Origin of the sequence: Helcococcus kunzii ATCC 51366 (assembly GCF_000245755.1) — a bacterium.
Taxonomy (GTDB): domain Bacteria; phylum Bacillota; class Clostridia; order Tissierellales; family Peptoniphilaceae; genus Helcococcus; species Helcococcus kunzii.
The window spans coordinates 770,024-785,627 of the sequence record NZ_JH601088.1 but is presented as its reverse complement, the minus strand read 5'-3'; the positions used below and the strand labels follow the sequence as shown (position 1 = coordinate 785,627).

19 protein-coding genes are annotated in these 15,604 nt (G+C 26.6%); all 19 read right to left on the bottom strand.

Annotation, left to right across the window (positions count from 1 at the left end):
* Positions 1-104 precede the first annotated feature (104 nt).
* Positions 105-1,727 (bottom strand): hypothetical protein, encoded by a 1,623-nt coding sequence (locus HMPREF9709_RS03460; RefSeq protein ID WP_005397952.1) that lies wholly within the window; start codon positions 1,725-1,727, stop codon positions 105-107.
* Positions 1,720-2,415 (bottom strand): ABC transporter ATP-binding protein, encoded by a 696-nt coding sequence (locus HMPREF9709_RS03455; RefSeq protein WP_005397951.1) that lies wholly within the window; start codon positions 2,413-2,415, stop codon positions 1,720-1,722. Before HMPREF9709_RS03455 ends, HMPREF9709_RS03460 begins: the two co-directional genes overlap by 8 nt.
* A gap of 104 nt (positions 2,416-2,519) precedes the next feature.
* The gene (gene secG, locus HMPREF9709_RS03450; protein WP_005397949.1) at positions 2,520-2,750 is read right to left on the bottom strand and encodes a preprotein translocase subunit SecG; all 231 of its coding nucleotides are present in this window, start codon (positions 2,748-2,750) and stop codon (positions 2,520-2,522) included.
* A 58-nt stretch (positions 2,751-2,808) separates the two neighbouring features.
* The gene (locus tag HMPREF9709_RS03445; protein ID WP_005397948.1) at positions 2,809-3,477 is read right to left on the bottom strand and encodes a helix-hairpin-helix domain-containing protein; all 669 of its coding nucleotides are present in this window, start codon (positions 3,475-3,477) and stop codon (positions 2,809-2,811) included.
* A gap of 24 nt (positions 3,478-3,501) precedes the next feature.
* The gene (rsfS, locus tag HMPREF9709_RS03440) at positions 3,502-3,810 is read right to left on the bottom strand and encodes a ribosome silencing factor (protein WP_005397946.1); all 309 of its coding nucleotides are present in this window, start codon (positions 3,808-3,810) and stop codon (positions 3,502-3,504) included.
* Entirely contained in the window at positions 3,810-4,382 is a 573-nt protein-coding gene (gene yqeK / locus HMPREF9709_RS03435; RefSeq protein ID WP_005397945.1) for a bis(5'-nucleosyl)-tetraphosphatase (symmetrical) YqeK, read from the bottom strand. The genes rsfS and yqeK overlap by 1 nt, the downstream gene beginning before the upstream one ends.
* Positions 4,373-4,963 carry a nicotinate-nucleotide adenylyltransferase gene (gene nadD, locus HMPREF9709_RS03430; protein ID WP_005397944.1) on the bottom strand — a complete coding sequence of 197 codons (591 nt, stop codon included), beginning with the start codon at positions 4,961-4,963 and terminating at the stop codon, positions 4,373-4,375. The genes yqeK and nadD overlap by 10 nt, the downstream gene beginning before the upstream one ends.
* Before the next feature lie 7 nt (positions 4,964-4,970).
* Entirely contained in the window at positions 4,971-5,258 is a 288-nt protein-coding gene (locus HMPREF9709_RS03425; RefSeq protein WP_005397943.1) for a YhbY family RNA-binding protein, read from the bottom strand.
* A gap of 7 nt (positions 5,259-5,265) precedes the next feature.
* Entirely contained in the window at positions 5,266-6,540 is a 1,275-nt protein-coding gene (obgE, locus tag HMPREF9709_RS03420; protein ID WP_005397942.1) for a GTPase ObgE, read from the bottom strand.
* A 59-nt stretch (positions 6,541-6,599) separates the two neighbouring features.
* Complete coding sequence (rpmA, locus tag HMPREF9709_RS03415) at positions 6,600-6,890, bottom strand: 50S ribosomal protein L27 (protein WP_005397940.1); 291 nt, start codon at positions 6,888-6,890, stop codon at positions 6,600-6,602.
* Between the two features lies 1 nt (position 6,891).
* Positions 6,892-7,227, bottom strand: a complete 336-nt coding sequence (locus HMPREF9709_RS03410) for a ribosomal-processing cysteine protease Prp (RefSeq protein WP_005397939.1) — start codon at positions 7,225-7,227, stop codon at positions 6,892-6,894.
* A complete protein-coding gene (gene rplU, locus HMPREF9709_RS03405; protein ID WP_005397937.1) occupies positions 7,227-7,535 on the bottom strand; it encodes a 50S ribosomal protein L21 in 309 nt (102 codons plus the stop codon). The genes HMPREF9709_RS03410 and rplU overlap by 1 nt, the downstream gene beginning before the upstream one ends.
* A 113-nt stretch (positions 7,536-7,648) precedes the next feature.
* A complete protein-coding gene (locus tag HMPREF9709_RS09545) occupies positions 7,649-8,632 on the bottom strand; it encodes a ribonuclease E/G (RefSeq protein ID WP_005397935.1) in 984 nt (327 codons plus the stop codon).
* Positions 8,625-9,224 carry a hypothetical protein gene (locus HMPREF9709_RS03395; protein WP_005397934.1) on the bottom strand — a complete coding sequence of 200 codons (600 nt, stop codon included), beginning with the start codon at positions 9,222-9,224 and terminating at the stop codon, positions 8,625-8,627. The genes HMPREF9709_RS09545 and HMPREF9709_RS03395 overlap by 8 nt, the downstream gene beginning before the upstream one ends.
* Before the next feature lie 28 nt (positions 9,225-9,252).
* Positions 9,253-12,546 carry a penicillin-binding transpeptidase domain-containing protein gene (locus HMPREF9709_RS03390; protein ID WP_005397932.1) on the bottom strand — a complete coding sequence of 1,098 codons (3,294 nt, stop codon included), beginning with the start codon at positions 12,544-12,546 and terminating at the stop codon, positions 9,253-9,255.
* A 9-nt stretch (positions 12,547-12,555) separates the two neighbouring features.
* Positions 12,556-13,050 carry a rod shape-determining protein MreD gene (gene mreD, locus HMPREF9709_RS03385; protein WP_005397930.1) on the bottom strand — a complete coding sequence of 165 codons (495 nt, stop codon included), beginning with the start codon at positions 13,048-13,050 and terminating at the stop codon, positions 12,556-12,558.
* Positions 13,047-13,889: a rod shape-determining protein MreC gene (gene mreC, locus HMPREF9709_RS03380; protein WP_005397929.1), complete on the bottom strand. Its 843-nt coding sequence runs from the start codon at positions 13,887-13,889 to the stop codon at positions 13,047-13,049. The genes mreD and mreC overlap by 4 nt, the downstream gene beginning before the upstream one ends.
* Before the next feature lies 1 nt (position 13,890).
* Positions 13,891-14,907, bottom strand: coding sequence for a rod shape-determining protein (gene mreB / locus HMPREF9709_RS03375; RefSeq protein WP_005397928.1), 1,017 nt, complete (start codon positions 14,905-14,907; stop codon positions 13,891-13,893).
* A 1-nt stretch (position 14,908) separates the two neighbouring features.
* On the bottom strand, positions 14,909-15,601 hold the full coding sequence (gene radC, locus HMPREF9709_RS03370) for a RadC family protein (RefSeq protein ID WP_005397927.1): 693 nt from the start codon (positions 15,599-15,601) through the stop codon (positions 14,909-14,911).
* Between the last annotated feature and the right edge of the window lie 3 nt (positions 15,602-15,604).

The window sequence follows — 15,604 nt, the reverse complement described above, 5'->3', positions numbered from 1 at the left end:
TTAAGTTATATTATATTAAAATTATATCATATATTATGTATACCACGAATAATAAAAAATATCCGTTGAAAATGAAAATTCATTAATCAACAGATATCTTAAATTTACCTTATCTTGAATCTCTTTGGCGCAAGCTTTATGACACCAATAAATCCTAATACTATATAAACAATTGAAAATACAGCAAAAGCAATAGTTAGTATATTTGTATCTATCCCTGACATTATAGAAAAATATCCTGCCATATAAATAATATAGGTTAGCATAGTATAAAGAGGATTTTTAACTTCCATTCCCACTGTAAATGGTTGGATAATATAATATGCAAATAAGTAATGGAATGTAAAAAATATCAACCCCATAATTACAAATACTATATTTCTTATAATATTAAACAATCCCATTTCAAGATTTATTGAAACTATTAAAGTCATCACTAAGTATAAAATAAATGGAATCATATAATATTTAATAAGTTCAATAACTCTAATTTTTATTGATTTAAGTAGTAATTTTTCATCTCTATAGAAATTATTTTTCATTAAGCTTAAATCCATATTTAAAAAGCAATATCTGATGAAAAAATCTCCACTAAATAGAAAATAACATGCACAAAATAGCACAATATGCATATATTTATCTAAAAACTGACTATCTTGACCATTTATTTCTTCTTTGAATATAAATGATAGAACTATTAGTCCTATAAAAATAGATGCACGTATCAAAATACCTCTTATTTTCTTCCATTTTAGTAAATGTGACGTTCTATAGAAAAATATTTTATTAATATATTCAATTCCAGAATAATTTGAAAAATCTACTTCTCCTTTTTCTAATTTATCTCCATCAATTTTATACATCATTTGATTAATATTTTCAACATCTATTGATTTTAATTTTGCTAAATTTAATGATGCATATGAAACATCCTCAATTGATTGATTTTTCAATAGAAAATATATTGAAATAGCAAAAATCATTGCTCCAATTGCTAAAAATTTAAGATCAAATAAGAAACTAAAGTTAATGATATGTTTTGTCAAAATTACATATAAAATCATAGCTAAGACAAGAGTAATCATTATTCCCCAATTTATATAACTCATTATATCTCTTTTTTTCTCATCTAAAATCTTTAATTCTAAAAATATCCATGCTATTAAAAATCTAAAGCTATAAGCAAAAACAATAAATGAAAGTACTTGCCATATCGAAAATTCAAATCCTAAAAATTTTAAAATAAAATAATTTACAGGAACAAATGATACAAAAAATATTATTACATTATAGAAAAATGCTCCTAAGTAAAAATCTCTCGGATTAAGTTTCATCTGCTTTACATATAAATATGTCTCTAAATTATTTTCATAAAAATATACTTGATATATCATCGTTCCAATAAGTGTGACGCAGACTAACAGATATAAAAATATATCAGCTTTTGTGAAAGTATCCATCCCTATTTGTTTTATTAATATATCATGAAAATTATTAGTCATAATTATGAAGATAATAAATCCATAAAAAATGGTCTTTGTAATCACTTTATAAAGTGAATTAAAAACAAAAGAAATAATGTTAATGAATGGATCAAAGCCTGTAATATTAAATGTTTTATTCGGAATCAATTTACCAAGTAGTGGTATTTTCTGTAAAAAATAAATAAAGGTATTATAACCACTATAAAAGTTCTTTTTATTAATAATTGATATCGCCTTAATCATTTTCTGACCTCAATGCTTCAATTATAATTTCTTCGTAGTTTTCGTTCTTTTCTAAATTCTTTAATTGATTCAATTTACCATTATGAAGTAATACAATCTCATCACACATATCTTTAGCCAAATCTAACATATGGGTTGATATAATGACAATGTGATTGTCTTTTAACTGTCTGAAGAATCTCTTTATTTCAGCTCCACTCACAACGTCCACAGCTGTTAATGGTTCATCCAATAGTATAACTTTTGGCTTTTGAATATAAATAGTCAATAATGATAATTTCGCCTTCATACCTGAAGAATAATTCTTAATTAACTTATGTCTGTCATCTTTGTCCAAATCCATTTGCTCGAAATATAAATCAATATTTCTAATATCATAAGGATCAGTGATATCAATTATAAATTTTATATATTCATAACCAGTCAGAAAATCAGGTAAATTTGTTTCCGCAAAAACCATTCCTGTTTCTTTAGGATCCAGTTCTTTAATCTCACCATTTTCTTCTAGTTTAACTGTCCCCTGTTCTGCCTTCAGCTCTTTGTATATTATTGAAAAAAGAGTTGTTTTCCCTGCGCCATTTCTACCAAGTAATCCATATATTTGCCCATTTTCAAACTCGGCGGTAGCACCCTTCAACACCTCTTGTTCCTTAAATCTTTTCTGTATATTGTCTAAAATTAACTTCATAACATCTCCCGTGTTTTGTATTACTCACCTAATACATTATACATCAAAAAAAGACCATCACAAAATATTTCCATATCTTGCGACAGTCTTATTATCTTTATTAACTATTTTGATAATATTGTTAAAGCAATTGTTGAAATAACAAATATTACACCAAATATAATTGTTAATTTGTTTAATAGTGCTTCTTTTCCTCTTGATGCTGTTTTACCAAATACATTTGATGAAGAACCTGAAAGTGCACCTGTACCTTCTGATTTTGGTTCCATAAATAATGTACTGATAATAATGCCAACACAAGAGATTAATATTAATGCTGTAAATAGTGTATTCATTTTATTCCTCTTTTCATTTTATACAATAATGAAATTATAACAAATTAATTGTGTAATTTCAATCAATTGTTATCATTTCTTTGATTTTCTCAAATGTTTTATTTCCAATTCCTGAAATATTCATTAGATCTTCAATCTTAGAAAATTTAGTATTTTTTCTATATTCTATAATTTCTGTTGCTTTTGCTTTTCCTATACCTGTAAGCGTTGTGAGTTCATCTATGGTTGCAGTGTTAATATTTATCTTTTTTGTTTTAGGATTTGATTCTGATTGTTGATCTTTTGGTTCAACAGCTTGTTTATCCAATATATCAGATTTATCATTTTCACCAATTTTGTAAATGTGTATTTTCATCTCGTCTGTTAATTTGCTTGATAAATTAATTCGTTCTAAATCAGCGTCTTTGCATAATCCACCAGCTAATTTTACTAAATCATTTACTCTAGAATTAGCGTTTAAGGTATATACCCCTTGATTTATTACGCAACCTGTAATATGAACAACTATTTCCTTTTCCTCTTTTATTTTAGAAGATTCGTTCGAATTCTCATTTTGAGTATTTATTTCTGATGATTTTGTTATATTTTCATCTGTACTTTCAGTTATTAGAAATTGTTCATTTTTTTCTTTATCATTATCATGATTAAATTTTATACCGAAAAAGATAAAAAATATTATTATAATCGTTATTATTATTTTATCTAAATTGTTAACTATTTTTTTCATACTCACCTCATAGGGCGAGCTGTCTTAATCCCATAGTTTTTCTATATCGTAAAACTCTCTTTGTTCTTCTGTAAAAATATGAACTATTATCTCACCTAAGTCCATTAAAATCCATGTAGCATCTCTGAAGCCTTCATTTCTTAATACTTCATATCCTGCTTTTTCAATTTTATCTTCTATTTCATTTGCTAAAGCTTTTGTGTGTTGAACTGAATTACCAGTAACTATGACAAAATAATCTGCGATAGTTGTTTTTGAGCCTATCTCTAAAACTTTAATATCACTTCCTAATCTGTCTTCACAAGCTTTCTTTACTATTTCTAGTTTATTCATTAACTCTCCTTTAATAGATAATCTCTCGCTTTTAATGTGTTTATATCTATATCTTGACCACATTCCTCTAAATGCTTAATTTGTACATCAAATAAATAAAATAATCCGTCATAAAAGTCTTTTTCAACTTTTTTTCTAGCTATTTTTGCATGCTCAAAATCTCTTCCTGGCTCAATAAAATCTGCAGCACACAAAACTTTGTTTAACAGTGTCATATTTTCTTTTCCTGTAGTATGCCATCTAATCGCATCTAATACAATAGGATCTTTAACACCATATCTTTCTTTTGCTACAATCCCACCAAGAATTGCATGTGCAATAGGAGGTATTTCAAATATCTTTTCATAATCTAAAGAATATTTTTCCTTATACTCTTCAAAATATCTTTCTTCTACACCTTTTGCACAATCATGCAATAAAGCTGCATATTGGATTTGATCTTCATCTAAACCTAATTTATGCATTTTATTGATTTTCAATGCTGTCTTATTTACATTTAATGTATGTGTAAATCTTTTTGGTTTTAATATCTTAGATAAATCTTCAATTATATCTTCAAAACTTAACGCCATAAATTATTCTCCTGAATAAATTCAATTGTTTCATCTTTTAGTATATATCTCGGAATGATATTATTAATTATCGAATTTCTTATCTGTGTTGATGAAATTTCAATTTGTAAATCATCATAATATATTATTTCATTAGAAGATAATTTTCTATATCGATCTAATGTTTCCGTATTTATATCATATCCCGGTCTCTTAAAAACAACTAGATTTACTAATTGTAAAAACTTTTCATGCTCATACCAAGTATGTAAATTATTAAAACTATCACTACCAATAATGAAATAATAATTAGCATTTTCTGTTTTAATTAATTCACTCATAATATTGTAGCTATAGGAATTTATTTTAAGATTTTTTTCAATATCTGATAATTCAAAAAATGGATTATCATTTATTGTTTTTTTAGTCATTTCATATCTTATATCATAATCAAGTAAATCTACTTTTTTATGATATGGATTAGCTGTAGGAATAAATAAAATTTTATCCAAATTTAATCTAATTCTAGCCTGCTCAGATATTATCAAATGACCTATATGAATCGGATTAAATGATGATCCAAATATACCTATTCTTTTCATAATTCCTCTATGGTAGTTCTATAATTTTTTCTTTTGATTGTCTATAAATCACAAATTTTGAGCCCATATGTGATACAAATTCAGCATCTAATTTTTCAAGTATTTCATCGATTGTTTCTTTATCGTCAAATAAATTATTTTTTAATATTTTAATTTTTACTATTTCATTAGCTTCTAAAGTATCATTGATTTGTTCTAATAAATTTTCAGTAATACCATTTTTCCCAATAATTATTTTAGGATCAATTGTATTTGCTAATGATTTTAAATATTTTCTTTGCTTTGAATTAATCATATCTCTCCTATCCAAAATATTCTATGTCTACATCACCAACATGTATAGTATCGCCGTCTTGTACGCCTAAATCCTCTAATTTAGACATAACTCCCATTTTATCCAATACTTGCTCAAAATGTCTTAACGATTCAAAATCTTGGAAATTCGTCTTACGTATCAACTCGTTTATTGGATAACCTTCGACAACAAACTCTTCCCCAGATTTATAAACATTGATTGTTCTATCAACTTTATAAAACTTCTCTAAGTCTAGTTTATCATTTTCATCGAAACTTTGGTAATCTTTTTTAATTTTCTTTAATCTTTCATAAGTATAATATTTAAGTTTTTCAATACCATCATTTGTTGCTGCAGAAGTCTCAATCACATCTATCTCTGGATAATTTAGTCTAAATACTTCTAAATTTTCTTTAGCTCCTGGTAAATCCATTTTATTAGCAACTACAAATAAATCTTTTTCACTAAGTTTTTCACTATAGCTTTCAAGTTCATTCATAATCATTTTAAAGTCATCAATAGGATCTCTTCCTTCACTACCTGCCATATCTAAAACATGAACTAATAATCTTGTTCTTTCAACATGTTTTAAGAATTGTAGACCTAATCCTACCCCTTGACTTGCCCCATCTATGATACCAGGAATATCAGCAATTACATAGTTATTATCAAAATCAATCTTAACCACACCTAAATTTGGTGTTAAAGTTGTAAAATGATAATTTGCTATCTTTGGTTTTGCATCGGAGATAATTGATAAAATGGATGATTTACCAACATTAGGTAATCCGATTAATCCTACATCTGCAATTAATTTAACTTCTAATATAACTTCTATCTCTTGAGGATTTTCTCCTGGTTCTGCAAATTTAGGTGCTTGTCTAATGGAATTAACAAATTTTGCATTTCCCTTTCCACCTTTTCCACCTTTTGCAATTACAAACTCTTCTCCATTTTCTACTAAGTCACATATTAGTTTATTTGATGAAGCTTCTCTAACTATTGTACCAACTGGCACTTTAATATATAGATCCTCACCTTTTTTACCGTACTGTTTCTTATTTCTTCCTGGTTGTCCATTTTCAGCAAAAAAATGTCTCTTATACTTAAAGTCAAGTAAAGTTTGAACATTGGAATCAGCAACTAATATAACGCTACCGCCATCGCCACCGTCTCCTCCTGCAGGACCACCATCTGGCTCAAATTTTTCTCTACGCCAAGCAACAGCACCGTCTCCTCCTGCACCTGATCTTATTACTATTTTAGCTATATCTAAAAACATATCTTACCTCTTTTAAAAAAAATATCCAGAAATAAAATTCCTGGATACATCTAACTAAATTAAGCTAATTGTTCTTTTGAATAAACACTAACTTTTTTTCTTGATTTGTCATATCTTTCAAATTTAACAACGCCATTTGTTTTTGCGAATAATGTGTCATCTTTACCGATGCCTACATTTTCACCTGGATGGATTTTTGTTCCTCTTTGTCTAACTAAAATGTTTCCAGCTAAAACGTATTGTCCATCACTTTTCTTTGCACCTAGTCTTTTTGCTCTAGAGTCTCTACCGTTTCTAGTTGATGAAACCCCTTTTTTACTTGCGAAAAATTGTAAATTTAATTTTAACATTTTATACCTCCGTGTAGTATATTTTAACGTAGTCACCGTACTGTGCAACTAGTGACTTCATGCCAAGTTCAAACTTTTTCAAAATAAGTTGTGAATCATGCATATTTATCTCTTGAATTTCTGGTTCTAACTCAAAATTAATTAGATTATCTTTTACTGAATATTTTATGTAGTCTTTTAATTTTAATAAATCTGTAAAAGTATCGATAGTATTATAAGCTAACATACTTGCAGCTGCACATACGATATCTTTACCAAATTTATCAAACTCAGCATGACCACTCATCTCAAATCCAGTGATATAATCTTTTCTTTTCTTAATTTTTACTTTAATCATTATCCTATTTTGTTGATTCTAACTCTTGTAAATGGTTGTCTATGTCCTTGTTTTTTAGCATAACCTTTTTTAGGTTTATATTTGAAAACAACTACTTTTCTATTTTTACCATGTTCTAAAACTTCAGCGCTAACTTTTGCTCCTTCAACAAATGGTGAACCAACTTTTACATCACCATCATTTGAAACTAAAACAACTTCTTCAAAATCATATGTTGAACCTTGTTCTACGTCTAATTTTTCTACTTTTAAGATATCGCCTTCTTTAACTTGGTATTGTTTACCACCTGTTTTTATAATTGCGTACATGTATCTTCCTCCTTAATTTTTTTATTCTCGCTAAATGGGTGCCATGCTTTAATACCCATACAATGCGGTTTAGATACTCGAGTATTATAACATTATAAGTAATCAATGTCAAATTAAAATATTATTATTTCCAATAATTCCAATCGACTAAAACCTAAGATTTTTGCCTTAATATTATACTCTTCAAATTTCTGTTTTAATTTATCTATTATCTTTGCTTTATTTCTATTATTTACTCTTATAAAATCAATTAAAACCATTTTCTTTATATTTCTTAAAGATATTTGAATTACAATCTCTTCAATCACCGATAAATTAGTCGATAATGACATATCTTCTTTTGATCTATCCATAAATTTACTACCAGAATTGACATCAACAACAGTTAAAGCTTCTAGTTGATCTATATAAATAGAGGTCTTATCAATTTCAATTTTTCTATCATCAATTTTAGCTATCGAAGTAGATATCTCTCTATCATATTTTGGATTAAACTTAGCATCAATAATAGAAGCAAATTTTAATTTATAATTTGATATAATTTCTCCATCATAATCTAAGCAAAAATTAGTCAAAAATTTACCTTTCCTAAGTAATTTAGGAGTAGGCAATTTATTTATTTCTTTTTGCAAATGTGAAAAATCATTTAATAAATTATTATATCTAAATAAAATCTCTTCTTTTGGTAAATCTTTAGCTTTTGTTCTTAAGGTATAAGATATAGTTAAATCATTTTTTATCTTTGGACTATTTGATTTAACAAAAGGTAAAAGAACAATATAACCATCTGAAATCGAAATATACTGTGTCACTTCAATCAATTTATCATCATTGGGTACAAATAAAACTTCAACAATTATATCTTCACCTACTTTAAAATCACTTACAATATTTCTCCTTCTAAGAATGGCGTTTTTAAATTCTCCAATATTTAATATATAAGCATCCATAGAGTTGATATAGGAATCTACTCTAACTCGATAAATATTGCCTTCTATTTGATTTTTTAGGTCTTGATATAGGATTAGTCTACTATTTTTTATCTCCCCTACACAGTCATTATTTTCATCCTTATATACAAATCTAAAATTATCCATTTCTTGAAAATAATCCTTTTATTTTTTCCAATATACCTTTTTTTTCTTTTTTTATAATGTAATTATCGTTAATAATATTTTCAATTAATTCATTAAAATCATCTTCATCATCATTTAGAAATCCTCTTATATTAGAAAACTTATCAATATTATGATTTTTTCCAATAATAATTACATTATTAGCTTCTTCAGAATTTTCATCTACTATTTTTATTGTATCAGGTTTATTATCTATTTTTAGATTATCATCAAATAATATAAAAATATTTTTTATCTCTTCATCTAAAAACGACTCTATGTCTTTATTTAATAATTCAAAATCAAAATCTGTATTTTTCATTTTATATGATGATGGCAATAAATAATTTTCGTCATCTAATTCCAAAATTGCTTTATCAAAATCTATAATATTAGAAATATAATCTGAATTATCATAAATTATCATATCCAAGACATCAAGAGCATCTTCTAATTCTCTATTTTCTTGAATTAAACTTATTATTAAAGATTTTCCAGAAACACTCTTAAGTATTTCTGGAAATCTTTTGATGAATTCACTTTTCTTATTTGTATCAAAATATATTCTTCTCATATATCACCTCTAAAATAATTCAAATGAACTATTCATCTTGAGTTTCTTCTATAGTTTCATTATTTTTTTCTTCAACAGACACTTCCCCAATTCGTGTATTTTTGAATCGAGAGTCTTTCTTCACATATTTGTAATAAGCGTAAATTATATCATTATTTGCCGCTCTTACGTTCTTTGATTTACTTCCTTCAACAACTGAGAAATATACCGCAATCTCTGGTTTATCAAATGGCGCAAATGCAATCTCTGATACTAAATCATCATATTGTTCGCCTGTATCTGGATCAATTCCACCTAATTGTGCAGTACCAGTTTTTGAGCCTACTTCAAAAGGTAAGTTATTTCTATATAAAACATCTATTGAAGCTCTTCTCATACCTTCTTTAACATGCTTGAAGTATTCTGGTTTAATACCAGTCTCTGTAATTTTTGGAGTTTGTGTAAAAATGGTCTTTGAATTGTCGTAATTCATAATTTTTGAAACCAATGTTGGATGCACAAACTTGCCTTCATTTGCTAGTATACCAGTTAGTTGCACCATTTGCATTGGAGTATATGCGTTTTGCCCTTGACCAATAACCATATTAACAGAGTCTGATTGTGTCCATTTTGCCATATTTACGTAACTGTATTTGATGATATCTGCTAAAGTTTCTTTATTATTTTCAAGAATTTTAGTCGTATCATATTGCATATTTTCAAGTTCTTCAACAATACTTGCTCTAGTCATTGTTGGACCAGCATCTATCCAAGATAATATAGTTGCTATATCATCTTCTAATTTTGTTTCTAAAAGATTAATTCCTGGCTTAATATATTTCGATAAATCTTTATCTAAAACTTGTTTTAATCTCGCCTTTAAAATTGATCTCTTACCAAATAAATTTGGATAATATCCTGAGGATTCTGCTGGATAATTTATTTCTACATTTGTTTTACTTTGCATTCCCAATCTTGAAGTAATACTTTCAATATCTTCAAGTGAAACTTTTGTATCTTTTTCATTTGGTACATTTGGGTTATATCCCAATCCCAATACATAGAAATAATAGTTGGATGATACTTTTAATGCATCATAAAGATTTAGATATCCCCATCTTCCTTTATATAAAGTATAGATTAATTCGTTAAATCTATTATCACCAACATCAACATAACCAAAGTTATTTATTAACTGCTCTGGATTTAATCCATTTTCTAAAGCAGCAAGAGATGTTACAGTTTTAAATGTAGAACCAGGTGTAAATGCTGATTGCAATACATTATTTAAAATTGGTCTTGGAGCATATATATCATCTGGATTGCTCTCGTTTAATTTCTTCCAATCATAGTTTGAAATTCCATTTACAAATAAATTAGGATCATAATCTGGTTTTGATACCATAGCTAGGATATTTCCAGTCTTTACATCCATAACTACAGCAGAACCTATCTGAGCTTTTGATCCACGTGTAATAGGATATTTTCCGAAGTAACTATTATATTCTTCTCCAGTACTTATTGAATGAATTGAATCCTCTACAATTTTTTCTACTTCTTTTTGAAAGTCAATATTAATTGTAGTATATAAATTATTTCCTGGAACAGCATTTGTTTCTTCTATAACGTCAGTTGTTCTACCATATACATCAGTATAAACTAACCTCTTACCTTTAGAACCCCTTAATGTATCTTCAAAACTTTCTTCTAATCCTGATTTACCAACAATATCATTTAAATCATATTGTTTATATTCTATGAATTTTTCTATTTCAAATTTTTCAGAAATATTACCTATATAACCTAATAAATGTGAAGCAGAATTTTTATTTGGATATACTCTATTTGACTCGACAACAACTTCAAATCCCGCATCTTTAGGTATAATTTCTTCAATTTTCATCACTGAATCATAGTTAATATTTTTAGCAATAGTTGTCGGTTTATACGCTAAATAACCATTTGAATCAATACTCTTTGATATATTTAACATACTATAAGCTAAATAATCATCATATCTTTCTAAAGAATCTTCTTTTTTGAATTCGTTAAATAATTCTTTTGCAGTCATTTTTTCATCTTTATTATTTAACAAATCACGTTTATCTTTTATAAAAGAATATTCCCAATCACTTAAATATATCTTTGGATATACTCCAGAATTAAATAATGCAGTCTGAGCATTTTTTAAAACTTCTCCAGATAAAATAAAATCATCAATAATTTTATTTTCATTTGCCAATCTTATAAGTCTATCAATTGCTAATTCTGAATCATTTTTATTTTCAATATAATCGATAGAAACTGTATTATTTTTTTCATCAACTGCAAATGTCAAATTAGTATTTACATTTTTTTTCTCAAGCATATTGATTAATATTGAAGCAGGAACAACAAGCTTATTTTCATCTTTATAAGAATTTGATAATACAGTTTTCAATGCATCTGTAGATTTTACCAAGTTAACAAAATCTTCCTTTGCATTTGTTTTTAGAGTAATTTTCTTAGTTATTTTATTTAAGTTTGCCTTTTGTTCAATATATCCTAAATCAGCGCTATATACTATATCACTAATTACAATATCATCCGCTAATGATTTTTCTTTCATAATGTCATAGGACAATTTTCTTGAAAGTGGATGAGATAATAAATAATTAATAAAACTCTTATCTTCTTCTAAAATACTCAAAATGTATTCAAGAGGATCTGTTGTTGAATTTATTTTTTTACTTTCAATTAACTCTTTATATTTATCATTTTTTATAAATTCAACTTTAATTTCACCATCGGTTGTTATTTTTACAGGAATGTCCTTTCCTCGTAATGCAAGATAATCCTTCATCCTTTTTATTGGATAGAATGTTATATCATTATTTATTACATATTTAGAATTTAGTATATCTTTAAGTAATTTGTTTTCTTGAATGATTTCAATAACTTTTTCATATGGTAATATTTTTTCTGAAAAATATTTTTCATCTTGATTATATTGAAATTCAAATATACCAAATTCAAAATTAGATAGATAATTAACCCCATCTTCCTCTAATATTTTAACAATATTTTGAAGTACTTTATTCTTTTCTTCAGTGTCTATAGCATTAAATCTATCTTTGTATGCATTTAATATATACATTGGATTATTTGATGCTAATTCCTTACCATCTTTATCATAAATAATCCCTCTTGTAGAATCTATATTGATTTGTTTCATTCTATTGTTATCAGAAAATTCTCTATATTTTTCGCCATTAATTATTGTTAAATCAAATAATCTTGATAATAAAATTAAAAAGGCAATAAAAAAAACTAGAAAAATTACTGCCAATCTATTTTTTTTCATATTGCCTCCTTAAATATAATTTCTAAGTCTCTTTTTTCTGAAATAATAAAATATAAAATAAATTATGATATAAATTATTACTGAAATAATGACTTGTGCTATCAATCCATAAATTAAAGAACTCATCAATAATGACATTGACTTATCAAATAAATAACCAACTACAACATGACTAATTTTAGAAAAAATTACTCCTAAAAAAGTACATGATAAACCATACCAAAGATTAAAATTCTTTTTTATATCAGTTTCATATGTGTAATATGAAATTAGATAAAAGATTAGCGCTGAAACACCTAATATTTTTCCAAATGCTACGTCTTGGAACATACCTTGTATAACAGCATAATATACAATATTTTCTCTATTAGAAAACATTGACAAAACTACTATCAATGGAATGGTTATACTTGGTACAACACCAAAGATTTGATATTTTGATAGTATTACTAAATCAATTAATAAATTAGCTAAAAATAATATGACTATTTTAAAACCTCTCATTGTATCTCCTCATTTGGCATAACAAATACTTCATAAATCTTAGAAAATTCTACAGGGCTTTTAATCTTTACAACTCTTCTAAGTCTGTCAAAACTCTCGGAACTGCTTACAATTTCTCCAATATAAATCCCTTTAGGGTATCTTCCTCCAGTTCCTGAAGTATACACTTTTTCACCAACTTTAATTTCTGCTTTTTCTAAAAGATAACCTTCCAAAATTCCATTTGTTCTCTCGTTAATAATACCAATTGTTGAAGTTTTTAGATCTTCAAAAGTAAAATTATATTTATCATCTAATATACTAGACACAATCGCAGATCCATTTTCTACAGACACTACTTTACCAACCAAAGCTCCAACAATATTATTTGAATTATCTCTATATGAAGTTAAAATGATATCTCCCATTTTAACCCCATGTTTTTTTCCTTTATTAATAATGAACTGTTTAAAAAATTCATCATTATCCAACATAATAATATTCGCTTTAATAAAATTATTGTTTTTATTAAAAAATTCATATGAATCCTTAAGATATTTTTCATTAGAAACAACATATCTTAAATCATTTACTTCTTTTTTTAATTTTTGGTTTTCCTCAGTTAATTTATTTACCATATCTCTATTTGGTTTTGTACCAATTGAATAATCGATAATTGAGCTAATACTATCATTTACAAAAGCTGTCGCCCTTGATAATGGAGTTGTTATATAACTTACAACTTTTGATGCAAAAGAATTAGCTTTTGGCACAAATGTAGATATTATTATTAATAAAATTAATGATAATATTGTGATATAGTGTTTTTTCTTTGATTTATTCTTTTTATAATATAACATCTTATTTCCCAGAATTTTTATATTTTTTTAAATCACAAACTACAATACCTGCTCCATTAACAGTGTCTTCTAATGGAGTAGTTGATTTAGAAACTTTAACCCCTATTGTATCTTGAATTAATTTATCTAAACCTAATAATTGACTTCCTCCACCAGTAATAAAAATACCATTTTTTAATATATCTCTAGATAATTCTGGTGGATTCTTTTCTAAAACATAAATTATTTCATCTATGAATTTCTTTACTTTGTTCATAACAGCTTCTTTAATATCTGATGAAAACACATCAATCGTAACAGGCATCCCTGAAAGCGCATCCCTACCACTAACTTCCATTGATGGATTTGCATTATCTAAACTACCTACAGTACCAATCTTTTCTTTTAGTTCTTTAGCTGTTGATAAACCTATTGAAATGGAGTACTTGCTATAAATAAAATTAACAATTTCTTCATTTAGTAAATCTCCACCATATCGAAGATTTTTAGAAATTACTATACCATTCATGCTAATAATTGCAATTTCAGTATTACCCGCACCAAAATCAACAATTAATTTTCCTTCAGTTGAGTTAATATCATGACCATTTCCTATTGCATCAGCCATTGATGATTCTATAATATATACTTCTCTAGCTCCGGAATATATACAAGCATCTTCTAAAGCTCTCATTTCAATATCAGAAATACCTGTAGGAGCTGTTATAACAACTCTTGGCTGAATAATATTTATTGCTGCTAAAGATTTTTCCATGCAATGCTTTAATAAAATCTTCGTTATATCAAAATCTGATATACTACCATTTTCTAATGGACGTACAATAACAATATTGTCTGGTGATTTACCAATCATTTGTTCAGCACTATTACCTACAGAAACAACCTCACCCGATCTTACATCAACCGCGACAACAGATGCTTCTTTTAGTATTATACCCTCATTTTCTTTATAAACTAATGTATTTTCTGTACCTAAATCTATCGCGAAATTGGCACCAAAAATATTTAATAATTTCATATTAAAATCCTCTAACTAAATTCTCTGCTCTTAAACTAATATATCTTCTATCACCAATAACTAAATGGTCTAAAACTTTTATGCCAATATATTCACCAGCTTTGATCAGTCTTTCAGTAATTAAGATATCTTCTTTACTTGGTGTAGGATCTCCACTTGGATGATTATGGCTTAACAATATACTATTTGAATTTTTCATAATAGCATATCTAAAAACTTCTCTTGGATGTACAAGAGACTGATTTATCGTACCTATTGAAACTGTTTGTGTACCTATAACTTTATTTTTTGTATCTAAAAACAATACACAAAATTCTTCTTTATATGAATCTCTGAAATATTCGTAAAGAAATTCTGCAACTGTATCTGGACTTGATAAAGAAATATTTTGTGATTTATCGATTTTAGCTAATCTATTACCTAATTCCAATCCAGAAATTATACGACTTGCTTTTGATAAACCAATACCGTCTATTTCCATTAATTGTTCCATACTAGTATATAATAAATCTTTATCACGTATTTTATATTTTAATATTTCTTCTGCTAAATATATAGCATTTTTATTTTTTGTACCAGATCCAATCAATATAGCAAGTAACTCAGAATTACTTAAACTATTAACTCCGTATTGAAGTAATTTTTCCATTGGTCTTTCATTTTCTTTTATTTCTTTGATTCTAAAATTGTTCATATC

Coding starts and splice junctions, on each gene's coding strand:
- HMPREF9709_RS03460 (WP_005397952.1), bottom strand. CDS start 1,727: ATGATTAAGGCGATATCAATTATTAATAAAAAGAACTTTTATAGTGGT.
- HMPREF9709_RS03455 (WP_005397951.1), bottom strand. CDS start 2,415: ATGAAGTTAATTTTAGACAATATACAGAAAAGATTTAAGGAACAAGAG.
- secG (WP_005397949.1), bottom strand. CDS start 2,750: ATGAATACACTATTTACAGCATTAATATTAATCTCTTGTGTTGGCATT.
- HMPREF9709_RS03445 (WP_005397948.1), bottom strand. CDS start 3,477: ATGAAAAAAATAGTTAACAATTTAGATAAAATAATAATAACGATTATA.
- rsfS (WP_005397946.1), bottom strand. CDS start 3,810: ATGAATAAACTAGAAATAGTAAAGAAAGCTTGTGAAGACAGATTAGGA.
- yqeK (WP_005397945.1), bottom strand. CDS start 4,382: ATGGCGTTAAGTTTTGAAGATATAATTGAAGATTTATCTAAGATATTA.
- nadD (WP_005397944.1), bottom strand. CDS start 4,963: ATGAAAAGAATAGGTATATTTGGATCATCATTTAATCCGATTCATATA.
- HMPREF9709_RS03425 (WP_005397943.1), bottom strand. CDS start 5,258: ATGATTAATTCAAAGCAAAGAAAATATTTAAAATCATTAGCAAATACA.
- obgE (WP_005397942.1), bottom strand. CDS start 6,540: ATGTTTTTAGATATAGCTAAAATAGTAATAAGATCAGGTGCAGGAGGA.
- rpmA (WP_005397940.1), bottom strand. CDS start 6,890: ATGTTAAAATTAAATTTACAATTTTTCGCAAGTAAAAAAGGGGTTTCA.
- HMPREF9709_RS03410 (WP_005397939.1), bottom strand. CDS start 7,227: ATGATTAAAGTAAAAATTAAGAAAAGAAAAGATTATATCACTGGATTT.
- rplU (WP_005397937.1), bottom strand. CDS start 7,535: ATGTACGCAATTATAAAAACAGGTGGTAAACAATACCAAGTTAAAGAA.
- HMPREF9709_RS09545 (WP_005397935.1), bottom strand. CDS start 8,632: ATGGATAATTTTAGATTTGTATATAAGGATGAAAATAATGACTGTGTA.
- HMPREF9709_RS03395 (WP_005397934.1), bottom strand. CDS start 9,224: ATGAGAAGAATATATTTTGATACAAATAAGAAAAGTGAATTCATCAAA.
- HMPREF9709_RS03390 (WP_005397932.1), bottom strand. CDS start 12,546: ATGAAAAAAAATAGATTGGCAGTAATTTTTCTAGTTTTTTTTATTGCC.
- mreD (WP_005397930.1), bottom strand. CDS start 13,050: ATGAGAGGTTTTAAAATAGTCATATTATTTTTAGCTAATTTATTAATT.
- mreC (WP_005397929.1), bottom strand. CDS start 13,889: ATGTTATATTATAAAAAGAATAAATCAAAGAAAAAACACTATATCACA.
- mreB (WP_005397928.1), bottom strand. CDS start 14,907: ATGAAATTATTAAATATTTTTGGTGCCAATTTCGCGATAGATTTAGGT.
- radC (WP_005397927.1), bottom strand. CDS start 15,601: ATGAACAATTTTAGAATCAAAGAAATAAAAGAAAATGAAAGACCAATG.